Source organism: Emticicia soli, from assembly GCF_037860775.1.
Taxonomy (GTDB): Bacteria; Bacteroidota; Bacteroidia; order Cytophagales; family Spirosomataceae; genus Emticicia; species Emticicia soli.
In genome coordinates, this window is the sequence record NZ_JBBEWC010000010.1 from 44,129 (window position 1) to 64,325 (window position 20,197).

9 protein-coding genes are annotated in these 20,197 nt (G+C 40.6%); all 9 read left to right on the plus strand.

Going from position 1 to position 20,197, the window contains the following annotated elements; all coding sequences use genetic code 11:
• Nucleotides 1-23 precede the first annotated feature (23 nt).
• The 9 genes from WAE64_RS16810 to WAE64_RS16850 all read left to right on the plus strand — a co-directional run bounded on the left by WAE64_RS16810 (nucleotide 24) and on the right by WAE64_RS16850 (nucleotide 20,169).
• Complete coding sequence (locus WAE64_RS16810; RefSeq protein WP_340238564.1) at nucleotides 24-1,349, plus strand: ABC1 kinase family protein; 1,326 nt, start codon at nucleotides 24-26, stop codon at nucleotides 1,347-1,349.
• 118 nt (nucleotides 1,350-1,467) lie between these two features.
• Nucleotides 1,468-3,000, plus strand: a complete 1,533-nt coding sequence (locus tag WAE64_RS16815) for a bifunctional metallophosphatase/5'-nucleotidase (protein WP_340238566.1) — start codon at nucleotides 1,468-1,470, stop codon at nucleotides 2,998-3,000.
• A 77-nt stretch (nucleotides 3,001-3,077) separates the two neighbouring features.
• A complete protein-coding gene (locus WAE64_RS16820) occupies nucleotides 3,078-3,596 on the plus strand; it encodes an LVIVD repeat-containing protein (RefSeq protein ID WP_340238568.1) in 519 nt (172 codons plus the stop codon).
• 12 nt (nucleotides 3,597-3,608) lie between these two features.
• Entirely contained in the window at nucleotides 3,609-4,358 is a 750-nt protein-coding gene (locus tag WAE64_RS16825) for an LVIVD repeat-containing protein (RefSeq protein WP_340238570.1), read from the plus strand.
• A complete protein-coding gene (locus WAE64_RS16830; protein ID WP_340238572.1) occupies nucleotides 4,355-5,062 on the plus strand; it encodes a hypothetical protein in 708 nt (235 codons plus the stop codon). The genes WAE64_RS16825 and WAE64_RS16830 overlap by 4 nt, the downstream gene beginning before the upstream one ends.
• Nucleotides 4,965-6,074 (plus strand): type IX secretion system protein PorQ, encoded by a 1,110-nt coding sequence (porQ, locus tag WAE64_RS16835; RefSeq protein ID WP_340238573.1) that lies wholly within the window; start codon nucleotides 4,965-4,967, stop codon nucleotides 6,072-6,074. Before WAE64_RS16830 ends, porQ begins: the two co-directional genes overlap by 98 nt.
• Nucleotides 6,075-6,330: 256 nt before the next feature.
• On the plus strand, nucleotides 6,331-14,433 hold the full coding sequence (locus WAE64_RS16840) for an Ig-like domain-containing protein (protein ID WP_340238574.1): 8,103 nt from the start codon (nucleotides 6,331-6,333) through the stop codon (nucleotides 14,431-14,433).
• A 145-nt stretch (nucleotides 14,434-14,578) separates the two neighbouring features.
• Nucleotides 14,579-18,001 (plus strand): Ig-like domain-containing protein, encoded by a 3,423-nt coding sequence (locus tag WAE64_RS16845; RefSeq protein WP_340238575.1) that lies wholly within the window; start codon nucleotides 14,579-14,581, stop codon nucleotides 17,999-18,001.
• Nucleotides 18,002-18,168: 167 nt separating this feature from the next.
• The gene (locus WAE64_RS16850) at nucleotides 18,169-20,169 is read left to right on the plus strand and encodes a T9SS type A sorting domain-containing protein (RefSeq protein WP_340238576.1); all 2,001 of its coding nucleotides are present in this window, start codon (nucleotides 18,169-18,171) and stop codon (nucleotides 20,167-20,169) included.
• Nucleotides 20,170-20,197 lie beyond the last annotated feature (28 nt).

The window sequence follows — 20,197 nt, forward strand, 5'->3', positions numbered from 1 at the left end:
TATTGTTAATTTGTTAGAAATAAATGAACTCACAAGATAAAATACCTACCTCTAAAGTAGCCAGAGCCACACAATTTGTGAAAGCCGGAGTGAAAGTAGGGGGCAACTATATAAAACATTATAGTAAAAAAATACTAGACCCATCGTTAAGCAAAGACGAACTCCACAAAGACAACGCCGCCGATGTATATGAGACTTTGAGCAACCTAAAAGGCAGTGCCCTAAAGGTAGCGCAAATGATGAGTATGGATAAAAACCTTTTGCCAAGGGCATATACCGATAAATTTGCGATGTCGCAATACTCGGCACCGCCTTTGTCGTCGCCATTGGTTATTAAAACTTTCAGGCAATATTTTGGCAAATCGCCGTCTGAAATGTTTGATAAGTTTGATTTGAAAGCTGAAAACGCAGCGTCTATCGGGCAGGTACACATGGCACATAAAGATGGCAAAAAGCTGGCTGTTAAGATACAATACCCCGGCGTAGCCGAGAGCATCAGTTCTGATTTGAAAATGGCTCGCCCTTTGGCTGTGCAATTGCTCAAGCTGAACGATGCTGAAATAGACCGGTATTTCAAAGAAGTAGAAGAGCGATTATTGGAAGAGTCGAACTATGATTTAGAACTGAAACGCTCTATCGAGATTACCAATGCCTGTGCGCATATTCCTGATTTGTTCTTCCCGAAATATTATCCTGAATATTCTTCAAACCGTATTCTTACGATGGACTGGCTCGAGGGCTTACATCTGAAAGAGTTTCTTGCCACTAATCCGTCGCAGGAAGTGCGTAATAAAATAGGGCAGGCATTATGGGATTTCTACGATTACCAGATGCATACTTTGCGCATGATACATGCCGACCCACACCCGGGTAATTTTCTGATGACCAACGATGGCCGACTAGGGATATTAGATTTTGGTTGTATAAAAGTAATACCTGATGATTATTACCAGAACTATTTTGCCTTGATGAATCCTGATACACTTGAAGACGATGCCAGGATTCAGAAGATTTTCTGGGATTTAGATTTTTTACTGAAAGAAGATTCGGCTAAAGAACAGGCCTTTTTCTCTGATATATTCAAGCAAATGATTCGTTTGCTTGGCCGCCCATTCGATAGCCACACGTTTGATTTTGGCGCAGAGGGCTATGTAGACGAGATATATAAATTCTTAGATTATATTGCTAATATGCCTGAATTGAAAAATAGTAACTCGGCCCGTGGCTCTCAACATGGTTTGTATGTAAACCGAACATATTTTGGGCTTTATACTATTCTTAACGATTTAAAAGCCAATATCCGGACCACTAAGCCAGATTGGGTAACACCAAAGCATTTGAAGGCTTAATTAGTGTAAATAAGGCTTTTTCAATACATTTGTCCGTTAGAACGCTTATAGAGTTTCAAACTTTATAAGCGTTTTTCGTTGGTAAAACCTATTATAATTATCCATAAATAATAAAACCATGAAAAGAATTATCCTTTTGTTGGCTGTTACGCTTGTATTCAGCGGCTGTCGCACAGCTAAAACCAGTAAAACCACGCAAGACGAAGTAGCCGTTACATTTTTGCATCTGAACGATGTATATGAAATATCTCCGCTAGATAACGGTAAAGTAGGAGGGATGGCTCGTGTGTCCACCGTTCGCCAGGAACTATTGAAAGAAAATCCGAATACGATTACTGTACTTTCCGGCGATTTCCTGAGCCCATCGGTAACAGGTACTTTAAAGTATGAAGGCAAAACAATAAAAGGCCGACAAATGGTTGACGTAATGAACGCCATAGGTGTAGACTGGGTATGTTTTGGCAACCATGAGTTTGATTTAGACGAAAAAGATTTACAGGAACGTATCAACGAATCAAAGTTTAATTGGTTAAATACCAATGCCTTAGAGAAAATAGATGGTAAACTAGTGCCTTTTGGCAAAGTACTGAATGGTGCGAAAGTACCGTTTCCGAAAACCCAAATTATTACATTTAAAAATGCCAAAGGCGAAGACATAAAAATGGGAATGTTCGGTATAGTTTTGCCCTCAAACCCGAAAGATTATGTATGGTACGATGATTTCTTCGAATCAGCCAAAAAAGCCTATGAACAACTAAAACCTCAATGCGATTTTGTAGTGGGTATTACGCACATCAATAAGGTAGATGATCTTAAACTGGCAGGTATGCTGCCCGAAGTAAAACTATTGATGGGTGGCCACGACCACGAGAATATGATAGAAAAAATAGGAAATGTAACTATGGCTAAAGCCGATGCTAATGCCAAAACAGCCTATATCCATAGAATTGTGTATAACAAAGCCTCACATAAAGCAACAGTGAAATCTGAACTAAGGAAAATTGATAATAGCATACCTGACGAGCCAAAGGCGGCTGTTGTTGTAAAAAAATGGGAAGATATTGCTGACGCCAGCTTTAAGGCTATTGGTATCAATAAAAACGAAGTTATTGCCGATTTGAAAGAACCATTAGACGGGCACGAAGGCACTGTAAGAAACCTACAAGCACCTATGGGTAGCATGATAGCCAAGGCTATGACAAGTGCCACGCCTGATGCTACCGATTGTACTTTTTTTAACGGTGGGTCAATCAGAATTGATGATGTTGTTTCGGGCAAAATTACACAACTCGATGTGCTCAGAATTTTACCATTTGGCGGAAAAGTAATTGAAGTAAAAATGCGTGGCCGTTTGCTAGAACGAATCCTTGAAGCAGGTTTACAAAACAAAGGAAGTGGCGGCTATCTGCAATGGGATAGAATTACATACGATGAAGCAAAAAAAGAATGGAAAATTAACGGTGAATTACTTGATGTAAATAAAGAGTATAAAGTAGTAACGAGCGATTTTCTGCTGACAGGCAAAGAGCGCAATCTGGATTTTTTTGTTAAAACAAACCCTGATATTATCAGTATTTCAGATTCATTCCCTGACGGAGACGTGCGAAACGACATCAGAAAAGCAGTAATTGCTTACCTGAAAAAAAACTAAATTTTTTACAACCCTTATTGGGCAACAATTGTCATAGTATATAGTGAGGTTAATTGGATTATTTAAACCAAATTAGCATGAAAAAAATATACTTTTTGGCAATTGTTGCCCTTTTTATTGGCTGCACAACCGAAGAAGAAAAAGTAGCCAACAAAAAGATAATGGGTTACAAACCCATTTATACCGACTACGAGAGTATCCGCAAAATAGAACTACAAAAAGCCCGAGGACTTACCAGCCCCGGAAAAATCTACATCAAGGGTAAATATCTATACATCAACGAGTCAGGTGATGGTATTCATATTTTTGATAATACTGATAAAGCTAATCCCAAACCACTTGCCTTTCTATCTATTCCGGTCAATAAAGACATTTCTATTAAAGATAATATACTTTATGCCGATAACGGAGATGACCTTGTTACGATTGATATATCGGATGTTAACAGCATAAAAGTTCTGAAACGTGTCGAAAAGGCATTTCCATACCCGAGCTATCCGAATGAGAGAGGCTATTTTGAATGTGTCGACCCAAGTAAGGGCTATGTAAAATCATGGGAATATGTTGAGTTAACGAACCCGAAATGTTTCAGATAAACTATGAAAACTATGAAAAAACTTATCTGTATTCTTGCTGCAGTGGCATGTTTGTACGCCTGCAAAGGCGATGACATGAAAGCCAGTAATAACCCTGACAGCGGCGTTGGGCGAGGCGGCTCTACTGCCCGTTTTACCATTGTCAAAGACTATTTATATATTGTAGATAATCAGTCATTGAAGGTATTCAGAATCAGCGCGCCTGATAATCCTGTTTATACCAAGCGTGTATCTCTCAATACAGTAGTTGAAACAATTTTTCCTTTTCAAGACCACCTGCTTGTGGGTACGCAAACAGGTATGTTTATTTTTAGTATCAGCAACCCCGAAAACCCTACAAGAGTTTCGGTGTATTCGCACGTAGTATCCTGCGACCCTGTGGTGGCCGATGGCAATTATGCCTATGTAACCTTGCGTAGTGGTACTAATTGTAACCGTGGGGTAAATGTGCTTGATGTGCTTGACATAAAAGACATGAGAAGCCCGCAACTAGTAAAAAGCTACCCTATGCAAAGCCCTCATGGCTTGGGTGTTGATGGAAACCTGTTGTTTGTAACAGAGGGAGATTTCGGGCTGAAAGTATTTGATAAATCAAATCCGAATGATTTAAAATTAATAAAAACTTTTAATGACTTTACAGCTTTTGATGTTATTCCTGATTCAAATGTGCTCATTATAACCGGAAAACAGGGCATTTATCAGTATAGCTACAATGCGCAGAATGAGCTGAAATTATTGAGTATAATCCCTATTAAATCATGAGATATACCATACTTACTTTGCTTTTCTTTACGTTCTTTGTTCAACAGTCTTTAGGGCAAGATACGCTTTTAAGAAAAAAGCTTGCTATCAAAATAGCCCCTTTGGCTTTATTAGATATAGATAATACTTTTCAGCTGGCAGTAGAACATCGGCTGAAAGGTAATAGATGGACTTTATCAGAAGAGTTTGGCTATGGCACTGGCGCTGCCAATTTCTGGGGCAATACATTTGATAACAGTAATAGTAGATTCAGAGAGAATTTTCGGGTAAAAATAGAAGCTAGAAAATATAAACAGGCTTTTACAGGGCGATACGTAGCTTATGAGTTACTTTACAAACAGATTAACGATAGAGCTGATAGAAGTGTAGGGAGAGAATGCGAGAGTGGCATGTGTAATTATTATGAGATGCTTAATTATCCTATAAACAAATATGTAATAGGCATATCAGCAAAAATCGGATATCAGATAAGAATACGTAATGAATTGAAAAAAAACACCAACTTTGTGTTTGATTTCTATGTAGGTGGCGGACTGCGAAGAGTAATGATAAATCATCAGGACCCCAGCGAATCAGCTTCCTCAAACGATTATATAGATTATAGATATGGTTTATTTAGTAATTCAGGGCTTGGATACGCAGACAGAAACTACAACATACCCCAAATATCGTTGGGCATTAAGCTTGGGTACATTATTCTCTAAACCATATTTACTGTTAATTTTTCTTGTGTTTGTTGGTTTAACAACTACGGCACAAAACAGCTTTTCGTTTTTAACGATTCCTAATAATGCACGCCTGAATGCCCTGGGCGGTGTAAATGTATCTTTATTTGATAAAGACGTTAATTTGCATACCGCAAACCCGGCTTTGTTAGATACGTCTCAGCAGAGGCAATTAGGCATAAACTATGCACCGTATCTGGCGCAGAGTAATTTTTTTACACTCAATTACGCACCAAGATTCCGAAACGCTAGCAAAAATGCGCAATGGGGCATTAGTTTACAGAATCTGAACTATGGTACTTTTCAAGGAACCGATGCACTAGGGAACCCTACTAATGAATTTACAGCCAATGATTTTTCTTTAGGTGTAACACACGCCCGCCGAATTAATAACATTACTTTCGGAATCACAGCAAAACTGGTGGGGTCTTTTCTGGAAAATTACAATTCAATGGCCTTATTAACCGACTGGGGAGGTACATTCAAGCATCCGGAATATGATTTGAATTTCGGAATTGTAGCTAAAAACATAGGTTTTATTATTAAGCGCTATGGGAATTTACAGCCAGATATCCCTTTTGATTTGCAGTTGGGTACTTCTTTTAAGCCTGCCCACATGCCCGTTAGGTTTTCAATTACGGCACATCATTTATATGTTTTTGATATAGCCTACCATGACCCAGCGCTGCATTATACCTTTGATAATCAGGGGAATAAAGTGCCTGAGAAAGTTTCTGTTGCTGATAAGGTACTTCGGCATTTTGTGCTTGGTGCCGAGATACTCATTCACCGAAACTTCCATCTTTTAGCAGGCTATAATCACTTGCGAAATCGGGAATTAACTGTAAGTTCGTTAGGAGGAGCAGGGGGCTTTTCTTTTGGAGCCGACATCCGCCTAAAACAATTTGGCTTTTCGTTTTCCCGTTCTACACTTACTACCGGCAAAGGGTATTTCGCATTTAGCGCCAACTGGAATTTAAACAGAAAATAATTACTTCCGTATATACATTGTGATTAGTAGAGTGCTTCTAGTAATTATCTACCAATTTGTTCTTTCATATTTCCTTCAAATTATTCTAAATAATCAATGTTTAGGAATATTGATTATCAGGGACTTAGTTTTTTTATGTATCCGTTGAATATACGTTTTTGAAATGGCATGAGGTTTGCATGACAAGCATTATTGAGCCAAATCAAGCGTTTTAGCCTCTCAATATACCCAACTCAAACGGACAATAAAAAATTAGGTGCCCTGTGTAATAGAAAATACCTATTGCTCTCCTGAATTTAATAATTTAAAGAGAAGCCTCTTTTGGCCGACTTATGTTAATTATAAGCGAGCCATAGGTTTATACGTATATATCTTTCTGAGTTTTGTTTCTTCTGTTTTTGCGCAAAATACACTGCTATCAAACACAAATCATACGCTTCTTTCTGCTAATAGTAATTTCGAGTTATCAGGCCAAACAGTAGCATCGTTAGAAAATAAAGCAGCAATAGATAGAAATGTTTATACTGAAAGTAATAAGTATTTAAGTAATAATACAAACCCGGGTTTTGAAATAAAAACAAATAAAGTGGTGGCAAATTTACCGCTTAGTTTGACTTTATCGAAGACAGACCCTACCTGTGGTGGTTCAAACGGAAGTATTACCGTAACAGGAAAGGGAGGTGTGCTCGGAATGCGCTCTATTACAGGTCAGGCTTGGCTGGGTATTAGTGGAACTGCAGTCTCAAATCTGACAAGTAATAGCAATTATCCGAATAGCCCCTCATATAATACCGCATTGACTTCTATGGAAGCTCCGGTAAATATAACGGATAATTTTGGTGGCCGTATAATTGGTTATTTGGCTCCTGAAATTACAGGAACTTATTATTTTTGGATTGCCTCAGATGATAACGGTGAACTCTGGCTAAGTACAAATGAGAGTGCTGCTAATAAAACCCGAATCGCTTCTCATACAAGCTATACAGGTTTTCAGGAATGGAATAAGTTCCCCTCACAAAAATCGGCAGCTATTAGTCTGCAGGCCGGTAAGATTTATTACATAGAGGCTATTTATAAAGAGGGTGGAGGAGATGACCATGTATCAGTAGGCTGGGCAAAACCAGGAGAGTCAACAACTGTTCCTTCTGAAGTTATACCTGCAGATGCTATCAGGCCTTATACTTCGGCCGGATTAACTACGCCAACATACCAGTACAAAATTGGGAACGGTACATTTCAGAATAGTAATGTATTTAGTGGTTTGGCAGCAGGTACTTATACAGTTACTATTCAAGATGTATATGGAGCCACAGCTACCAGCAACATCACTTTAGCAAATACTACACCTAGTGCAACCGCAAATAACAATGGGCCTGTTTGTGTAGGCCAAACCCTTAGCCTGACAGCTACAGTATCACAGACAGCATCTAGTTATAGGTGGGTAGGGCCTGGGCCTGGAACGAATGGCTTCACTTCTTCAACACAAAATCCTAATAGAGGCAGTGCAACTACTGATATGAGTGGTATTTATACTTTAACCGTAACATTTAGTGCTTGTGCTGCTACAGTTACATCTACTACTTCGGTTACTGTTTCAAGTGCCAATGCCCCAAGTACTACCAGTGATAGCCGTTGTGGTGCGGGTACAGTAACACTCTCGGCAGATGGTTGTTCTGGCACTTATAATTGGTACTCAGCTCAAACAGGTGGTACCTTTTTAGGTTCTGGCAGTGATTTCAATACGCCAAGTATTGTGGCTACAACTACTTATTATGTAGAATGTAAAGTAGGCTCTTGTATCAGTACAAGAACAGCAGCTACTGCCACTGTTAAAACTGCGGTAAGTGCATCGGCTACCGGAGATACTGAATGCGAAGGTTCTACCATTAATTTAAGTGCTGGAGGAGGCAATGCATATTCATGGGCGGGGCCGAATGGGTTTTCTTCAAATTTACAAAGCCCGAGTATTTCGGGCGCAACACCTGCCATGTCAGGGGCATATACAGTAACCGTAACCAATACGTCGTCAGGTTGTACTGATACCGCAATTGCGAATGTAGTAGTGAATCCGATTCCTGTGCCTATCGGTGCAGACGTAGCCCGTTGTGGTAACGGAACAGTTACTTTAACTGCTACGGGGTGTAGTAATGGGGTTTACAGTTGGTACAACAGCCCTACTACTGCCAATAGTCTGGCAACGGGAGCAACTTATACTACTCAAAGTTTGTCTGCTCCTAGCACTACCTACTATGTAGCTTGTACACTTAATGCATGTACAAGTACTACCCGAACGCCAATAAAAGCTATTATTACAAGTACACCTGGTGCACCTAGTGTTGTAAGTGGTGAGCGCTGCGGAACAGGTTCGGTAAGATTAACCGCCAGTGGGTGCTCAGGTACATATAATTGGTACACCACAGCTACAGGAGGCTCGTCGATAGGCGCAGGGGGCACTTTTAATACACCAAGTATTTCCACTACAACGAGTTATTATGTTGAGTGTAATTTCGGTTGCCCAAGTACCAGAACAGAGGTTAAAGCTACAATAAACCCAACTCCATCAGCAGGTGCGATTGGAGATACTGAATGTGAAGGCACTGCTATCACTTTAGAGGCTTCAGGCGGTGGGTTGTACTCATGGGTTGGGCCTAAAAACTTTGTTTCATCGGCACAGAAACCTACAATTCCTGCTGCAACAGCCGATAGAGCCGGGATTTATACAGTTACTGTAACCGATGCAAAGGGTTGTACAGCTACTGCTACGGCACGTGTGGTAATTAATCCTATTCCTGAGGCTCCAGCAGTTGTTGATGTATCTCGTTGCGGACCCGGTACCGTTCTACTGAAAGCGACAGGCTGTACCGGAGGAGTTTATAGATGGTATGTTAATAGCACTACGTCAACTATTTTGGTAACAGGAGATACCTACACTACGCCAACCCTTTCGGTTGATGCTACTTATTTTGTTAGCTGTACGCAGAATAGCTGTGAAAGTAGCACTCGAAATGCAATAAAAGCAATCATTACGCCTGTGCCTGATGCACCTACAACAAATGCTATTGAGCGTTGCGGTACAGGCCCGGTTACGCTTACAGCAGATGGTTGCGCGGGTATTGTTGAGTGGTATGAAGCTGCGTCAGGAGGCTTGTCAATAGGCATAGGGAACTATATAACCTCGAGTCTTGCAGCGCCTGCAACTAACTCGACATCGCAAGCAAATACGAAAACTTATTATGCAGGTTGTAATGTAGATGGTTGCAGAAGTACAACCCGCACGCCGTTGGTTGTAACCATTAAAAGGCTTCCTACTGCAACGGCCTCGAATACTGGCCAGCATTGTGTGGGAACTACTTTTAAGCTTTTAGGAGGTGGAACAAACGCCGAAAGTTACTCATGGAGTGGCCCGAATGGATTTAGCAGTAGTGAACAATCTCCGATAGTGTATGGAGCACTTCCTGCTATGGGTGGTATATATACGCTTACAGTTACGGCTGCCAATGGCTGTACAGCCACAGCTACTACCAACCTTGTTATCAATAATAATTGTAATTCTGCATGCCCTACGCCTATTGCAGTAACGCCAAACAACCCTTCGGCCTGTACCGGAACTAACTCAACAAACGGATATATTTTTGTAACAGAGTATTCGGCAGGACCCTATTATCAGAACAGCCTTGACGGGATAAACTGGTTTGATTCCGAAAAAACTTATTCAGGTTTGTCTGTTGGGTATTATACAGTATTTATTCGCGACAAAACCTCAAAAATTATATGTCGCACAATAGCTATTACGCTTACTTCTGCTAATAGTTCTTATTTTACAGCCGGAACTCCAACCCCGGCTACCGACTGTGCTGCTACCAACGGTAGTATCAAATTGGAGGGTGTTACAGGTACTGACAATGTTTCCTGGATTTCATCAACCAGCCGAAACTTTGTAAAGGTTTCGTCTCTATCGCCTAGCAATACGATTTCAAATCTAGCTCCGGGCGATTATTATGTAGTTGTAAGCAGAGGAAATAACCCACTTTGCTATAGTGAAAGAAAAATAGAAGTAAAAAATAGTGGAACGGCTTGTCCGCCGGGGCTTTGTACACAAGCAAAGAGTACGAATTTATTTCCCGGTGGGGATTTTGGCTCAGGCAATACTACAATGGGGCCTCCTTTAACCCCCGGAGAAACGCAGTACAGTTTTGCGCCTATGAACTGTGATTCGCCGAACGATGGTAATTATACAATTACCAATACAACAGATTGTAATGGTGCGGGGCGTAAGGTATTTACTACCTGGGATGTACTGAGACAAGACCACACACCCGGAGATGTAAATGGTTATATGATGATTGTGAATGCGTCTTATAATCCTGATATTGTAATTGAGAGAACGGTTACAAACTTATGTCCGAACACAAGATATGAATATAGTTTATGGATATATAATATTTGTCCGGCGGCAGACCAGGCAGGTTGTACGATTAAGCCAAACCTGACTTTTTTGATTGATGGTGTTGGTAAATATACTACCGGCGATATTACCGCCGCAGGCTGGCAGCAGGTAGGTTTTACTTTTACTACAGGAAACACCACAACCTCAACATTCAGTATAAGAAATAACGCTACAGGGGGCAATGGTAACGACTGGGCTATTGATGATATATCAATCATTCAATGTTTACCAACCATTGCCCAAAGTGCAAATATTACCAGATGTATCGGCGCAGCAGGCCCAACGATTTCGGCTATTGTAACAGATGCTAATAAACAATATACCTATTACAAATGGCAGGAAAGTGCTGATGGCGGAATAAGTTGGACAGATTTAACAAATAGCACCGTAGGTACATTTGGGGCAAATTCTACTTATACTGTTACGCTTACACTGCCTACTATTACTGCCGCCATGAATGGCAGAAAATACAGAATTGTGGTAGGGACTTCTACTGCTAATCTGAATAATTCTTCTTGTTCTTTCAATGGGAACGAAACAACGCTTACAGTTCCGACGATTAGTATTAATATTTCAGGTAACCTAAGTATTTGTGCGAGTGGAAGTACCACCCTTACTGCAAGCGCATCTGGCGGAAACAGCCCATATACTTATACATGGAGCAACAGCTTAGGAACTGGTGCTTCTAAGACTGTTACGGTTTCTTCTTCAACTACTTATACTGTAACTGCAAGAGATGCTAACTCTTGTTCGGCTACAGCAAGTGCCAGGGTAGTAGTAACACCCTTACCCAATGCACCAACTGCTGTAAACGCTAGTAAATGTGGAGCCGGAACGGTTGAGTTAGGAGCAACAGGTTGTAGTGGTACTGTAAACTGGTATGCCTCAGAAACAGGTACTTCAATTGTAGCAACCGGAGCCAATTATACTACCCCAAGCATCAGCGTAAGCACTACCTATTATGTAAACTGTACTGTAAATGGCTGTGTGAGTGCATCTCGCACGCCAGTAGTAGCTACAATAAACGATATACCTAATGCAACAGCGGGCGGAGATGTACAATGTGCAGGTAGTACTATTAACTTATCAGCAAGCGGTGGCAATACTTATGATTGGACTGGTCCTGCTGGTTTCCGTTCTTCGGTTCAAAATCCAGCCATAGCTAATGCCACTAATGCTATGGCCGGAATTTACACGGTTACCGTTATTTCTGCTGAGGGTTGTTCAGCTACTGCTACCGCTAGTGTTACGGTTAATCCGGCTCCTACGCCTAATATTTCAGGCACTACAAGTATTTGCGAAGGACAATCAACTACGCTAACAGCCACAGGAGGCAATAGCTATTTATGGAGTACAGGCGAAACTACCACAAGTATTAATGTTAACCCAACCACAAGTACTACTTATACATTAACAGCTTATACAAGTAATAGTAGCTATGCTAACTTGGTAACAGGACAGACGATTTTTAACGCTGCTAATTTTTCTTACATTAATTCTACTGCATCTTATGCAGGCCCACAGAGCTTGTTTGATGGTATTGATAATTTAAACGCTGATACATTTCATGCAACCAGAAAAACCAATGGTCAGGATTGGGGAATTGGCTATAAACTAGGAAGTGAATATCTGATTACCTCACTGAGTCTTGATGCCAGAAATGATTGTTGCACCGATAGAGCTAAAGGAGGAGTAATGCAGGTATGGAAAAACGGCTCAATGGTTTACCAAAGTAGTGTGGTAAATGGCGCAGGCAATAGTATAATAAGCGCCAGCCCTGTACCAAATGTGCTAGGCGATGAAGTTAGATATATATTTTTGAATGGTGCTAATACAAGTAGCGGAGAAACTACCCTCAACTTTGCTGAATGGATAATTGGTGGGGCTAAAGTTTGTGCAGCAACTAAACAAGTAACTGTAACGGTCAATTCAAAACCAAATGCGACGGCAGTTTCAAATAGCCCTGTATGTGTAGGAAAAACTATTAGTTTAACAGCCTCTGGTGGAACTACGTATCAGTGGTCAGGGCCAAATGGGTTTTCTTTATCAGGCGCTACCGCAAGCATTAATAATGCAACAATTTCTACTCATGCCGGAATTTATACTGTAACAGTTACGAATGCAAGTGGCTGTACTGCAACAGCTACCACTAACGTAGTAATTAATGCTCTGCCAGAAATTACTATTACTTCTAATAGCCCTGTGTGTGCAGGACAAACCTTGACGTTTACTGCTACAGGTGGAACAACGTATTCATGGACAGGGCCAAATGGATTTGCATCTTCTTTGCCAAATCCGAGTATCTCAAGTGCTAGTTCAATTCATTCAGGTACATACATTGTAACAGTAACAAATGCTAATAGCTGCACAGCAACAGCATCAATAATAATACAACAACCCAATGCTTTAACTGCAGCAATAACAGGCACTAACGTAAATTGCAATGGAGGCAATAATGGAAATGCCACAGTAATGCCAAGTGGTGGCACAGCACCTTATACGTATCAATGGTCAAATAATGCAGGTACATCAGCTACTGCAAATAACCTTACGGCAAGGGTTTATACGGTTACTGTAACTGACTCTAAAAATTGTACTGCTACAGCTACCATCAATATTACGCAGCCACCAGTCTTAACCTCTACTATTGTTGGCACCAATGTAAATTGTAATGGAGGCAATAACGGAAGTGCCACAGTAACGCCAAGTGGTGGCACAGCACCTTATGCTTATCAATGGTCGAATAATGCAGGTACATCGGCTACTGCCAATAATCTTTCGGCAAGAATTTATACTGTTACCATAACTGATTCTAAAGGTTGTACAGCTACTGCTACAATTAATATTACGCAGCCACCAGTCTTAACCTCTACTATTGTTGGCACCAATGTAAATTGTAATGGAGGCAATAACGGAAGTGCCACAGTAACGCCAAGTGGTGGCACATCACCCTACACCTATCAATGGTCGAATAATGTAGGCACATCAGCTACTGCAAATAACCTTACAGCAAGGGTTTATACGGTTACTGTAACCGATGCTAAAAACTGTATAGCTACTGCTACCATTAATATTACGCAGCCAGATGCTTTAGTAGCTACGGCCAATTCAAACAGCCCTGTTTGTGTAGGACAAACATTGACTCTTACTGCTTCGGGTAGTACAAATTATTCGTGGAAAGGGCCAAATGGCTATTCTTCTCAAAGCCAGAACTCTGGTATTGATAAAGTAACTTCAGTTGCCGCTGGTATCTATACCGTTACGGTAAGCAACGCAATTGGCTGTAATGTTACTGCTACAGTTAATGTAGTAATTTATGATTTGCCACAAGCGCCAACTGTTACAGGAGCAAGCCGTTGTGATGCTGGTTCGTTAACACTTCGTGCCGATGGCTGTGCCGGAGGTGTAATTCAATGGTATGATGCCCAAATAGGCGGAAATATGCTCGGAACTGGCATAACTTTTGCTACAACTACACTGACACAAAGTACATTTTACTTTGCCTCGTGCTTCACTAATAACTGTTCAAGCCCTTCTCGTACAGCGGGTTTAGCAAGAATCAACTCTGCACCAAATGCTGAGCTTATTCCTGTAAACTCTACTTGTATTGCAAGTAATCCACGAAATGACGCCAGACTTTTGCTAAATAAATATAGAAACAATGACCAGTATTCATATAATATTGGCGAAGCGTATGATAGTGCCATGGCCTCAGCTTTTGTAACAATACCAACGGGTGGATTAGTACCAGCATCCAGTTTACCAAATCCCACAGGAAACAGCCAAGCTTACACTGTTAGAATAAAAAATGCTGATGGGTGTACCATCGATAGAACAGTAATATTAACCAAACAATGTGATGGGTGTGTGCAAGATTATTGCCCGCCTGCCATCATAAGCGCATCAAGATAAGTACCTATTTAAATTAAGCTTTATACATCCAAATTTAACAGTTTGTCAAATGGAAAACAGTGTACCCAAAATTACCTTACAATCTTGCCTTAGACGAACCAAACCATGGTTTTTTCTATCGATTATAGGTATCCTCCTATTATTTATGAGCCAAAGCGCCTTTGCCCAAAGAGTGCCCGTGCCTTGTACAAGTCCTATTCCTGTTAATCTGGTAGGAGTGGATGCTACAGGACCAACAGCCAACAATGCTAAAATACGCCTGACCGGTTTACCAAGTGGCGAATACAGGGTAGGGTATTCTGTCGGAGATACCTACACGGGGCCGGCTTTTGCAGAAGCAAACAAATTCTCTATTCTACAGGCTGATTCCTCATATCTGGCAAGAAATCTGCAGAATCCAACCACTGCTGCAGGAACAAAATACATCGTTCGTGTTTTCGCACCAGATACTACGTGTTATTATGACCATACGTTTATTTTAGAGCGGGTAAATTTTAATACAAAACCGTTGTACACCGATGTTGATGTAAATGTAACTCACAACGGCGGAACTTTTGTGGCACTTGGGAGCCAGGTTACAGTTACAATAGTTGCCCGAAACATAGGAACCGCAGCCGCTAATGGGTTGGAATTTAAACTAGAGATTCCGGAAGGTCTTTCGAATGTAACAGCGGCTAATGTTCCTGCAGGTACTACTTATACAAACGGAGTGTGGACTGTTCCAACACTTGCCGCCGGGACAGGGACAGCTACTTTAACGTTGACAGGAACAGTTACAAGTAGAGGTATAAGAGTAGTAACAGCTAACTTGACGAAAGCTGATGAATCTAATGGAATTAAAGATGCAGATTCTAAAGCAGATGCAGATGCTACTACAAATGTTCCTGGAGAAGATGATTATAGCCAGGCTTGTATTTCTACACCGTTTGATTATTGTAATGATGATGAGTATAAAATTACTTTAGCAAATTATACAGGGGTGGTATGGAAAAAAGGCGACGTGGTAATTACAGCAGATAATGCTGCTAGCTTGGGTGTAATATTTCAGGCAAATGGCCCTTTGATTATAAAAAGTGAAGGAGAGTACTCTTACACAATTGTGAAAGATGGAGCTACTAACTGTCCAACAGGTGGTTGTTGTCCGATTAAAATTGAAGCAGGTATTCCTCCAAAATTGGCTACAACTGACCTTGGACAAAGCATTTGTTATCAGGCTAGTTTCACAGATATAAAAGCTACCCTTACTCAGAACCCAAGAGGGACTGTTATTTATGAGTGGTATAACGACAACGGAGCCAACAACGCAGGTACAGCAATTATAGCAGGACAAACTACTGCTGACTTTACAGCAAAACCCACCGAAATTGGTGTGTACAAATATAAGCTGAAAGTATATGACCAAGACCATAAAAACTGTGCTGACTCTATTACATTCACACTTACAATTAGAGAACTACCAATTGTAGCGATCACAAAAGTGCCTGATGTGTGTGAAGAGAGTACAATCAGTTTTAAACTAGAAGGAAATGTTGATGGTGCTACCTTTGCTTGGGCTGGGCCTAGTGCTAGCGGATTTACTTCGACAATAGCTAATCCTGAAAAATTAAATGCTGATAAAGATAAAGATGCCGGAATATATACTGTAACCGTAACTAACGGTCAATCTTGCTCTGCAACAGCTACAACACTAGTAGTAATTAATGAATTGCCTGGTGAACCAGTTGTAACAAATAAAGTTTTCTGTGAAAAGGATGCAGCAGTAGATTTAGTGGCAACCAATTCAGGTACGGGCTATACTACACAATGGTATGGTAATTACTCAACGGGTGGCACGGCATCATTAGTAGTGCCGAACTATAATCCTGTTGAAACTGACACCGTTTATTACTACGTAAGCCAGAAAAATGATGCAACAGGTTGTGAATCGCATCGTGCAGCATTACAGGTAATTGTTAATCCTAAACCAGATGCTCCAGTTGCAAACCCAGTATCAGCTTGTAAAGATTCTGCCCCTGTTACACTAGCCGTTGCTGAAAATACAACAGGCTATACAATTCTATGGTATGATAAAGCTGCCACGGGTGGTACAGCTTCAACAACAGCTACCATAGCGCCAACTGCTGACATAGGGAAAACAATTTATTACCTAAGTAAGAAAGATAATGTAACTACTTGTGAATCTGACCGTTCTTCGATAGAAGTTACCATTAAAGCGATTCCTGTCTTAACAATCAATCCAGTCACAGTTTGTGCTAAAGATACCATCATTTTAGCAGTTCAGGGCGCATCTCCAACAGATACATATTCTTGGACAGGGCAGAATGGTTTTGCTTCAACATTAGCTGGTCCTGAAAAGTTAAATGCTTCATCAGCTGATGCCGGTTTATATTCGGTAACTGTAACTAATGGAGAATCATGTTCGGCTTCTGCAACTACTTCAGTAACAGTTAATAAATTACCAGACGCACCTACTGTGACAGAGAAGACATATTGCCCTGGTGATACACCTGTACCTCTGGATGCTCCTAAACTACCTAACCATACTTTATTATGGTATACAGAGGCAACAGCAACAGCAAAAGATGCATATCCAGACCCGTATACTCCTGGTCCTGAAGTAACTAAATCAACAGGTACAACCGACTTTTTTGTAACCCAAAAAGATGATGTTACTGGTTGTGAATCACCTAAAGCGACTTTAGTAGTACGGGTACATCGCAAACCTACTACACCAAAAGTTGATGATGTGGTTTATTGCCAAGCAGTATCAGCAGCTACACTTGTCTTTAATCCTGATCAGGGGCACACGGTTTTATGGTTCAAAAACGAAGCAACTGGTGTAGTAAGTGAGCCAACAGCACCAACGCCTTCAACTCAGCAAGCGGGTACAACTTTTTACTATGTGAGTCAGACAGAAACTTCAACTGGTTGTATATCAGACCGTGATACGATAAAGGTTGAAGTGAATCCTACTCCTAGCTTACCAGTAATAGCAAATAATAAAAATACCTATTGTGAAGGTGAAACGCCAAACAAACTAGAAGCAACAGCAGAAGGAAGCAATACTATTCTATGGATTATCGGAGGCGGTACATCTGCCACTCCACCACCTGTTAATACAGAAACTGCAGGCCTAACAAATTATTATGTATTACAAGTGATTCCGGGTACAGGTTGTGAGTCAGGTTGGGCAACTATTCCTGTAACAGTAAATCCGAAACCGATTGCAGAGCTTATTGCGGTAAATGCACTTTGCGTGGGTTCTACTCCGCAATCTAATGCACAATTAATTCTGACCCGCTATCGTGATTCTGATAAAGTGTCTTACAGCCCAGGAACTACATATAACCCTGCTACTGCAACACCATTTGCAACTATCCCAGATGGCGCAGGCGGAATATTTGCAAGTACTTTACCGAACCCAACTGTAGATCAGGCATACACTGTAAGAGTTCAGAATAGATTTGAATGTACAGCCGACAAAACCGAGGTTATTACATTCAAAGATTGCGGTTGCCCTGGTGGCTATTGCGAACCTGCAACTATTGAGCAGAAGAGAGCAAAATAATAACATAGTATAAGAGTTCTAATTGGCTAAGTCCTGTAAGGTTTAACATCTTACAGGATTTGGCTGGTTATATCAGCCATTTTGTAGCAATATCAGTTCAGCTATTCAAAAGATTCAACACTAAAAACTGACATTGTTATCGAGTGATTTTAGCTATTGAAACTACGATGAAGAACTTTCTAAGTTTGTCAAAGAATACGTTTTCCGGCTTTTTCAGGGTGGGCTTGCTGTTTTTTGCTTTTATACTACTAGGCTTTAACGAAGGTGATTCAAACCGATTTCTGAAAGAGGAAGAAGTTGTGCAGAGCAGATGTTTTCCGCCAACATTTACACTTCGTAGCGTTGATGTAACAAAAGCCGGTACTAACGATGCCAGAATTATCATCTCAAACATAGACAATGCTACACGCTACGCTATTTCTGAAAACGGTGCTGCCGGAATCGACTATTCAAAATCAATTCTGATTAATATCGGCAAAAAAGAAATTGAAATCAAGAATCTGCCAAATCCGGCTACTATAAAGACTTATACAGTAAGAGTGTATAACACCGAAACTTGCTATATAGACCAGAATATTGTTTTAGAACACGTAAACTTTGCTACCCTTACTGATTACAGTAAACTGGAATTGATTCAGGCCGTAGATATACATACCCCTCAGCTCGATGAGGTTGTAACTTTTACTACACTCATTATAAACAGAGGTAATAAAGCCGCTACTGGGGTAACTGTACAGAACTTGTTAAGCAGCAGTTTGAAAGTTGTCTATTTTTATGCCGATAAAGGGATTTTTGAGTCTATTGGTGGTTCATGGGGTGTCGGGAATGTTAACGGTGGCGAAACGCTGAAACTAATCATAAAAGCAAAAGTAACGCAACCGGGTTTGGCTTATTGTACTTCTTATATCTGGCGACAGAATGGGAAAGAAAAAGATACAAAGACTCTTTCAGTGAAAACCGATGAGAGCGATTATGGTGTAAGTTGTGTGAGTGTGCCTATTTCTTTGAAAAAAGATGAGACTTATCGGGTTACGCTTAAAAAATATAGTGGTGTGAAATGGTATTACAAAAACGTAGCCTCGGGGTTTTATGAAGAAATTACCAAAGATACATCGCCGAATATTGCGGTAATCAATAAAGATAGCTCGTTGAATATTGTAAGGGGCGGCGAATACACTTTCTCTAAGGCTTCGGGTACTTGTAATATTACAAGTTGCTGCCCGATTCTGGTTGAAGGGTGTACAGGTCCTAAAATTGTAATAGACTCAATCTATTGTAACCAGAAAATAGATAGCTATAGTATAAGAGTAAAACTAGAGGGAGATGACTGGGCACTTGTTCAGCAGATATATGCCGCTACTTCAAACATCGGTATGCCTACTTCGTACGATTACTTGAAACGCCTCAATAAACTGCCGTTACAATCGAGTGCGGGCTATGTGGTTGCTAATAATGATGGTTTCTACACGGTTGAGAATATTCCGGCCTTTATGCCAAATGTTTCGTTGACTTCTGTTGATATTACAGGCAATTGTACTACCAGCAAAATAGTCAATGCACCTAATTGTGAATTGCCTGCGGTACAGATTCCTCTGGTGCTGAATCAGTCTGAAACTTTTTCACCGGGCTCGCCTATGCCTGCTTTTAGTGTTACAAATACAGCTAAAGGCACAGAAGTACTCTGGTATGACGACGAACAGGCTGAAAAACCTATTGCCACCGGACTAGAATTTACACCTAAAAAAGCAGGAATATTTTATGTAGCAGCACGCGATAGAAGAACCAGAGTAGTAAGCGAAAAGAGAGAACTGAAAATGACAGAGGTACGAGACTCGGAAGAAGATATGTTTAGCACCAAAGTATGTAAATGCGAAAGTGCTACCATGCAACCCAACGATGACCTGAGCGAGGTAAGTATTTCGGCATTGTACCCGAACCCTGCTGATAATGAAGTGAATTTTGATTATAACCTGCCTGCAAACCTGCCTTCGGCAAAGTTGGTATTCTTCAATCTGTCGGGCACTATTGTAGGTACCTATAATCTGGAAAATACTGATTCAAAGATAAAAGTAAACACTGCCGACTGGATGGCTGGTACGTATGTATTTCAGGTAATTGTTAATGGTAAAAGGCTGGTGAGTAACAAGTTTATAGTATTACACAATTAGAAGATTTTTCTGGCAATTGCCTATGTAT

Excerpts from the sequence above, each read along its gene's own strand:
- WAE64_RS16810 (WP_340238564.1), top strand. The coding sequence starts at position 24 with ATGAACTCACAAGATAAAATACCTACCTCTAAAGTAGCCAGAGCCACA.
- WAE64_RS16815 (WP_340238566.1), top strand. The coding sequence starts at position 1,468 with ATGAAAAGAATTATCCTTTTGTTGGCTGTTACGCTTGTATTCAGCGGC.
- WAE64_RS16820 (WP_340238568.1), top strand. The coding sequence starts at position 3,078 with ATGAAAAAAATATACTTTTTGGCAATTGTTGCCCTTTTTATTGGCTGC.
- WAE64_RS16825 (WP_340238570.1), top strand. The coding sequence starts at position 3,609 with ATGAAAAAACTTATCTGTATTCTTGCTGCAGTGGCATGTTTGTACGCC.
- WAE64_RS16830 (WP_340238572.1), top strand. The coding sequence starts at position 4,355 with ATGAGATATACCATACTTACTTTGCTTTTCTTTACGTTCTTTGTTCAA.
- porQ (WP_340238573.1), top strand. The coding sequence starts at position 4,965 with ATGGTTTATTTAGTAATTCAGGGCTTGGATACGCAGACAGAAACTACA.
- WAE64_RS16845 (WP_340238575.1), top strand. The coding sequence starts at position 14,579 with ATGAGCCAAAGCGCCTTTGCCCAAAGAGTGCCCGTGCCTTGTACAAGT.
- WAE64_RS16850 (WP_340238576.1), top strand. The coding sequence starts at position 18,169 with ATGAAGAACTTTCTAAGTTTGTCAAAGAATACGTTTTCCGGCTTTTTC.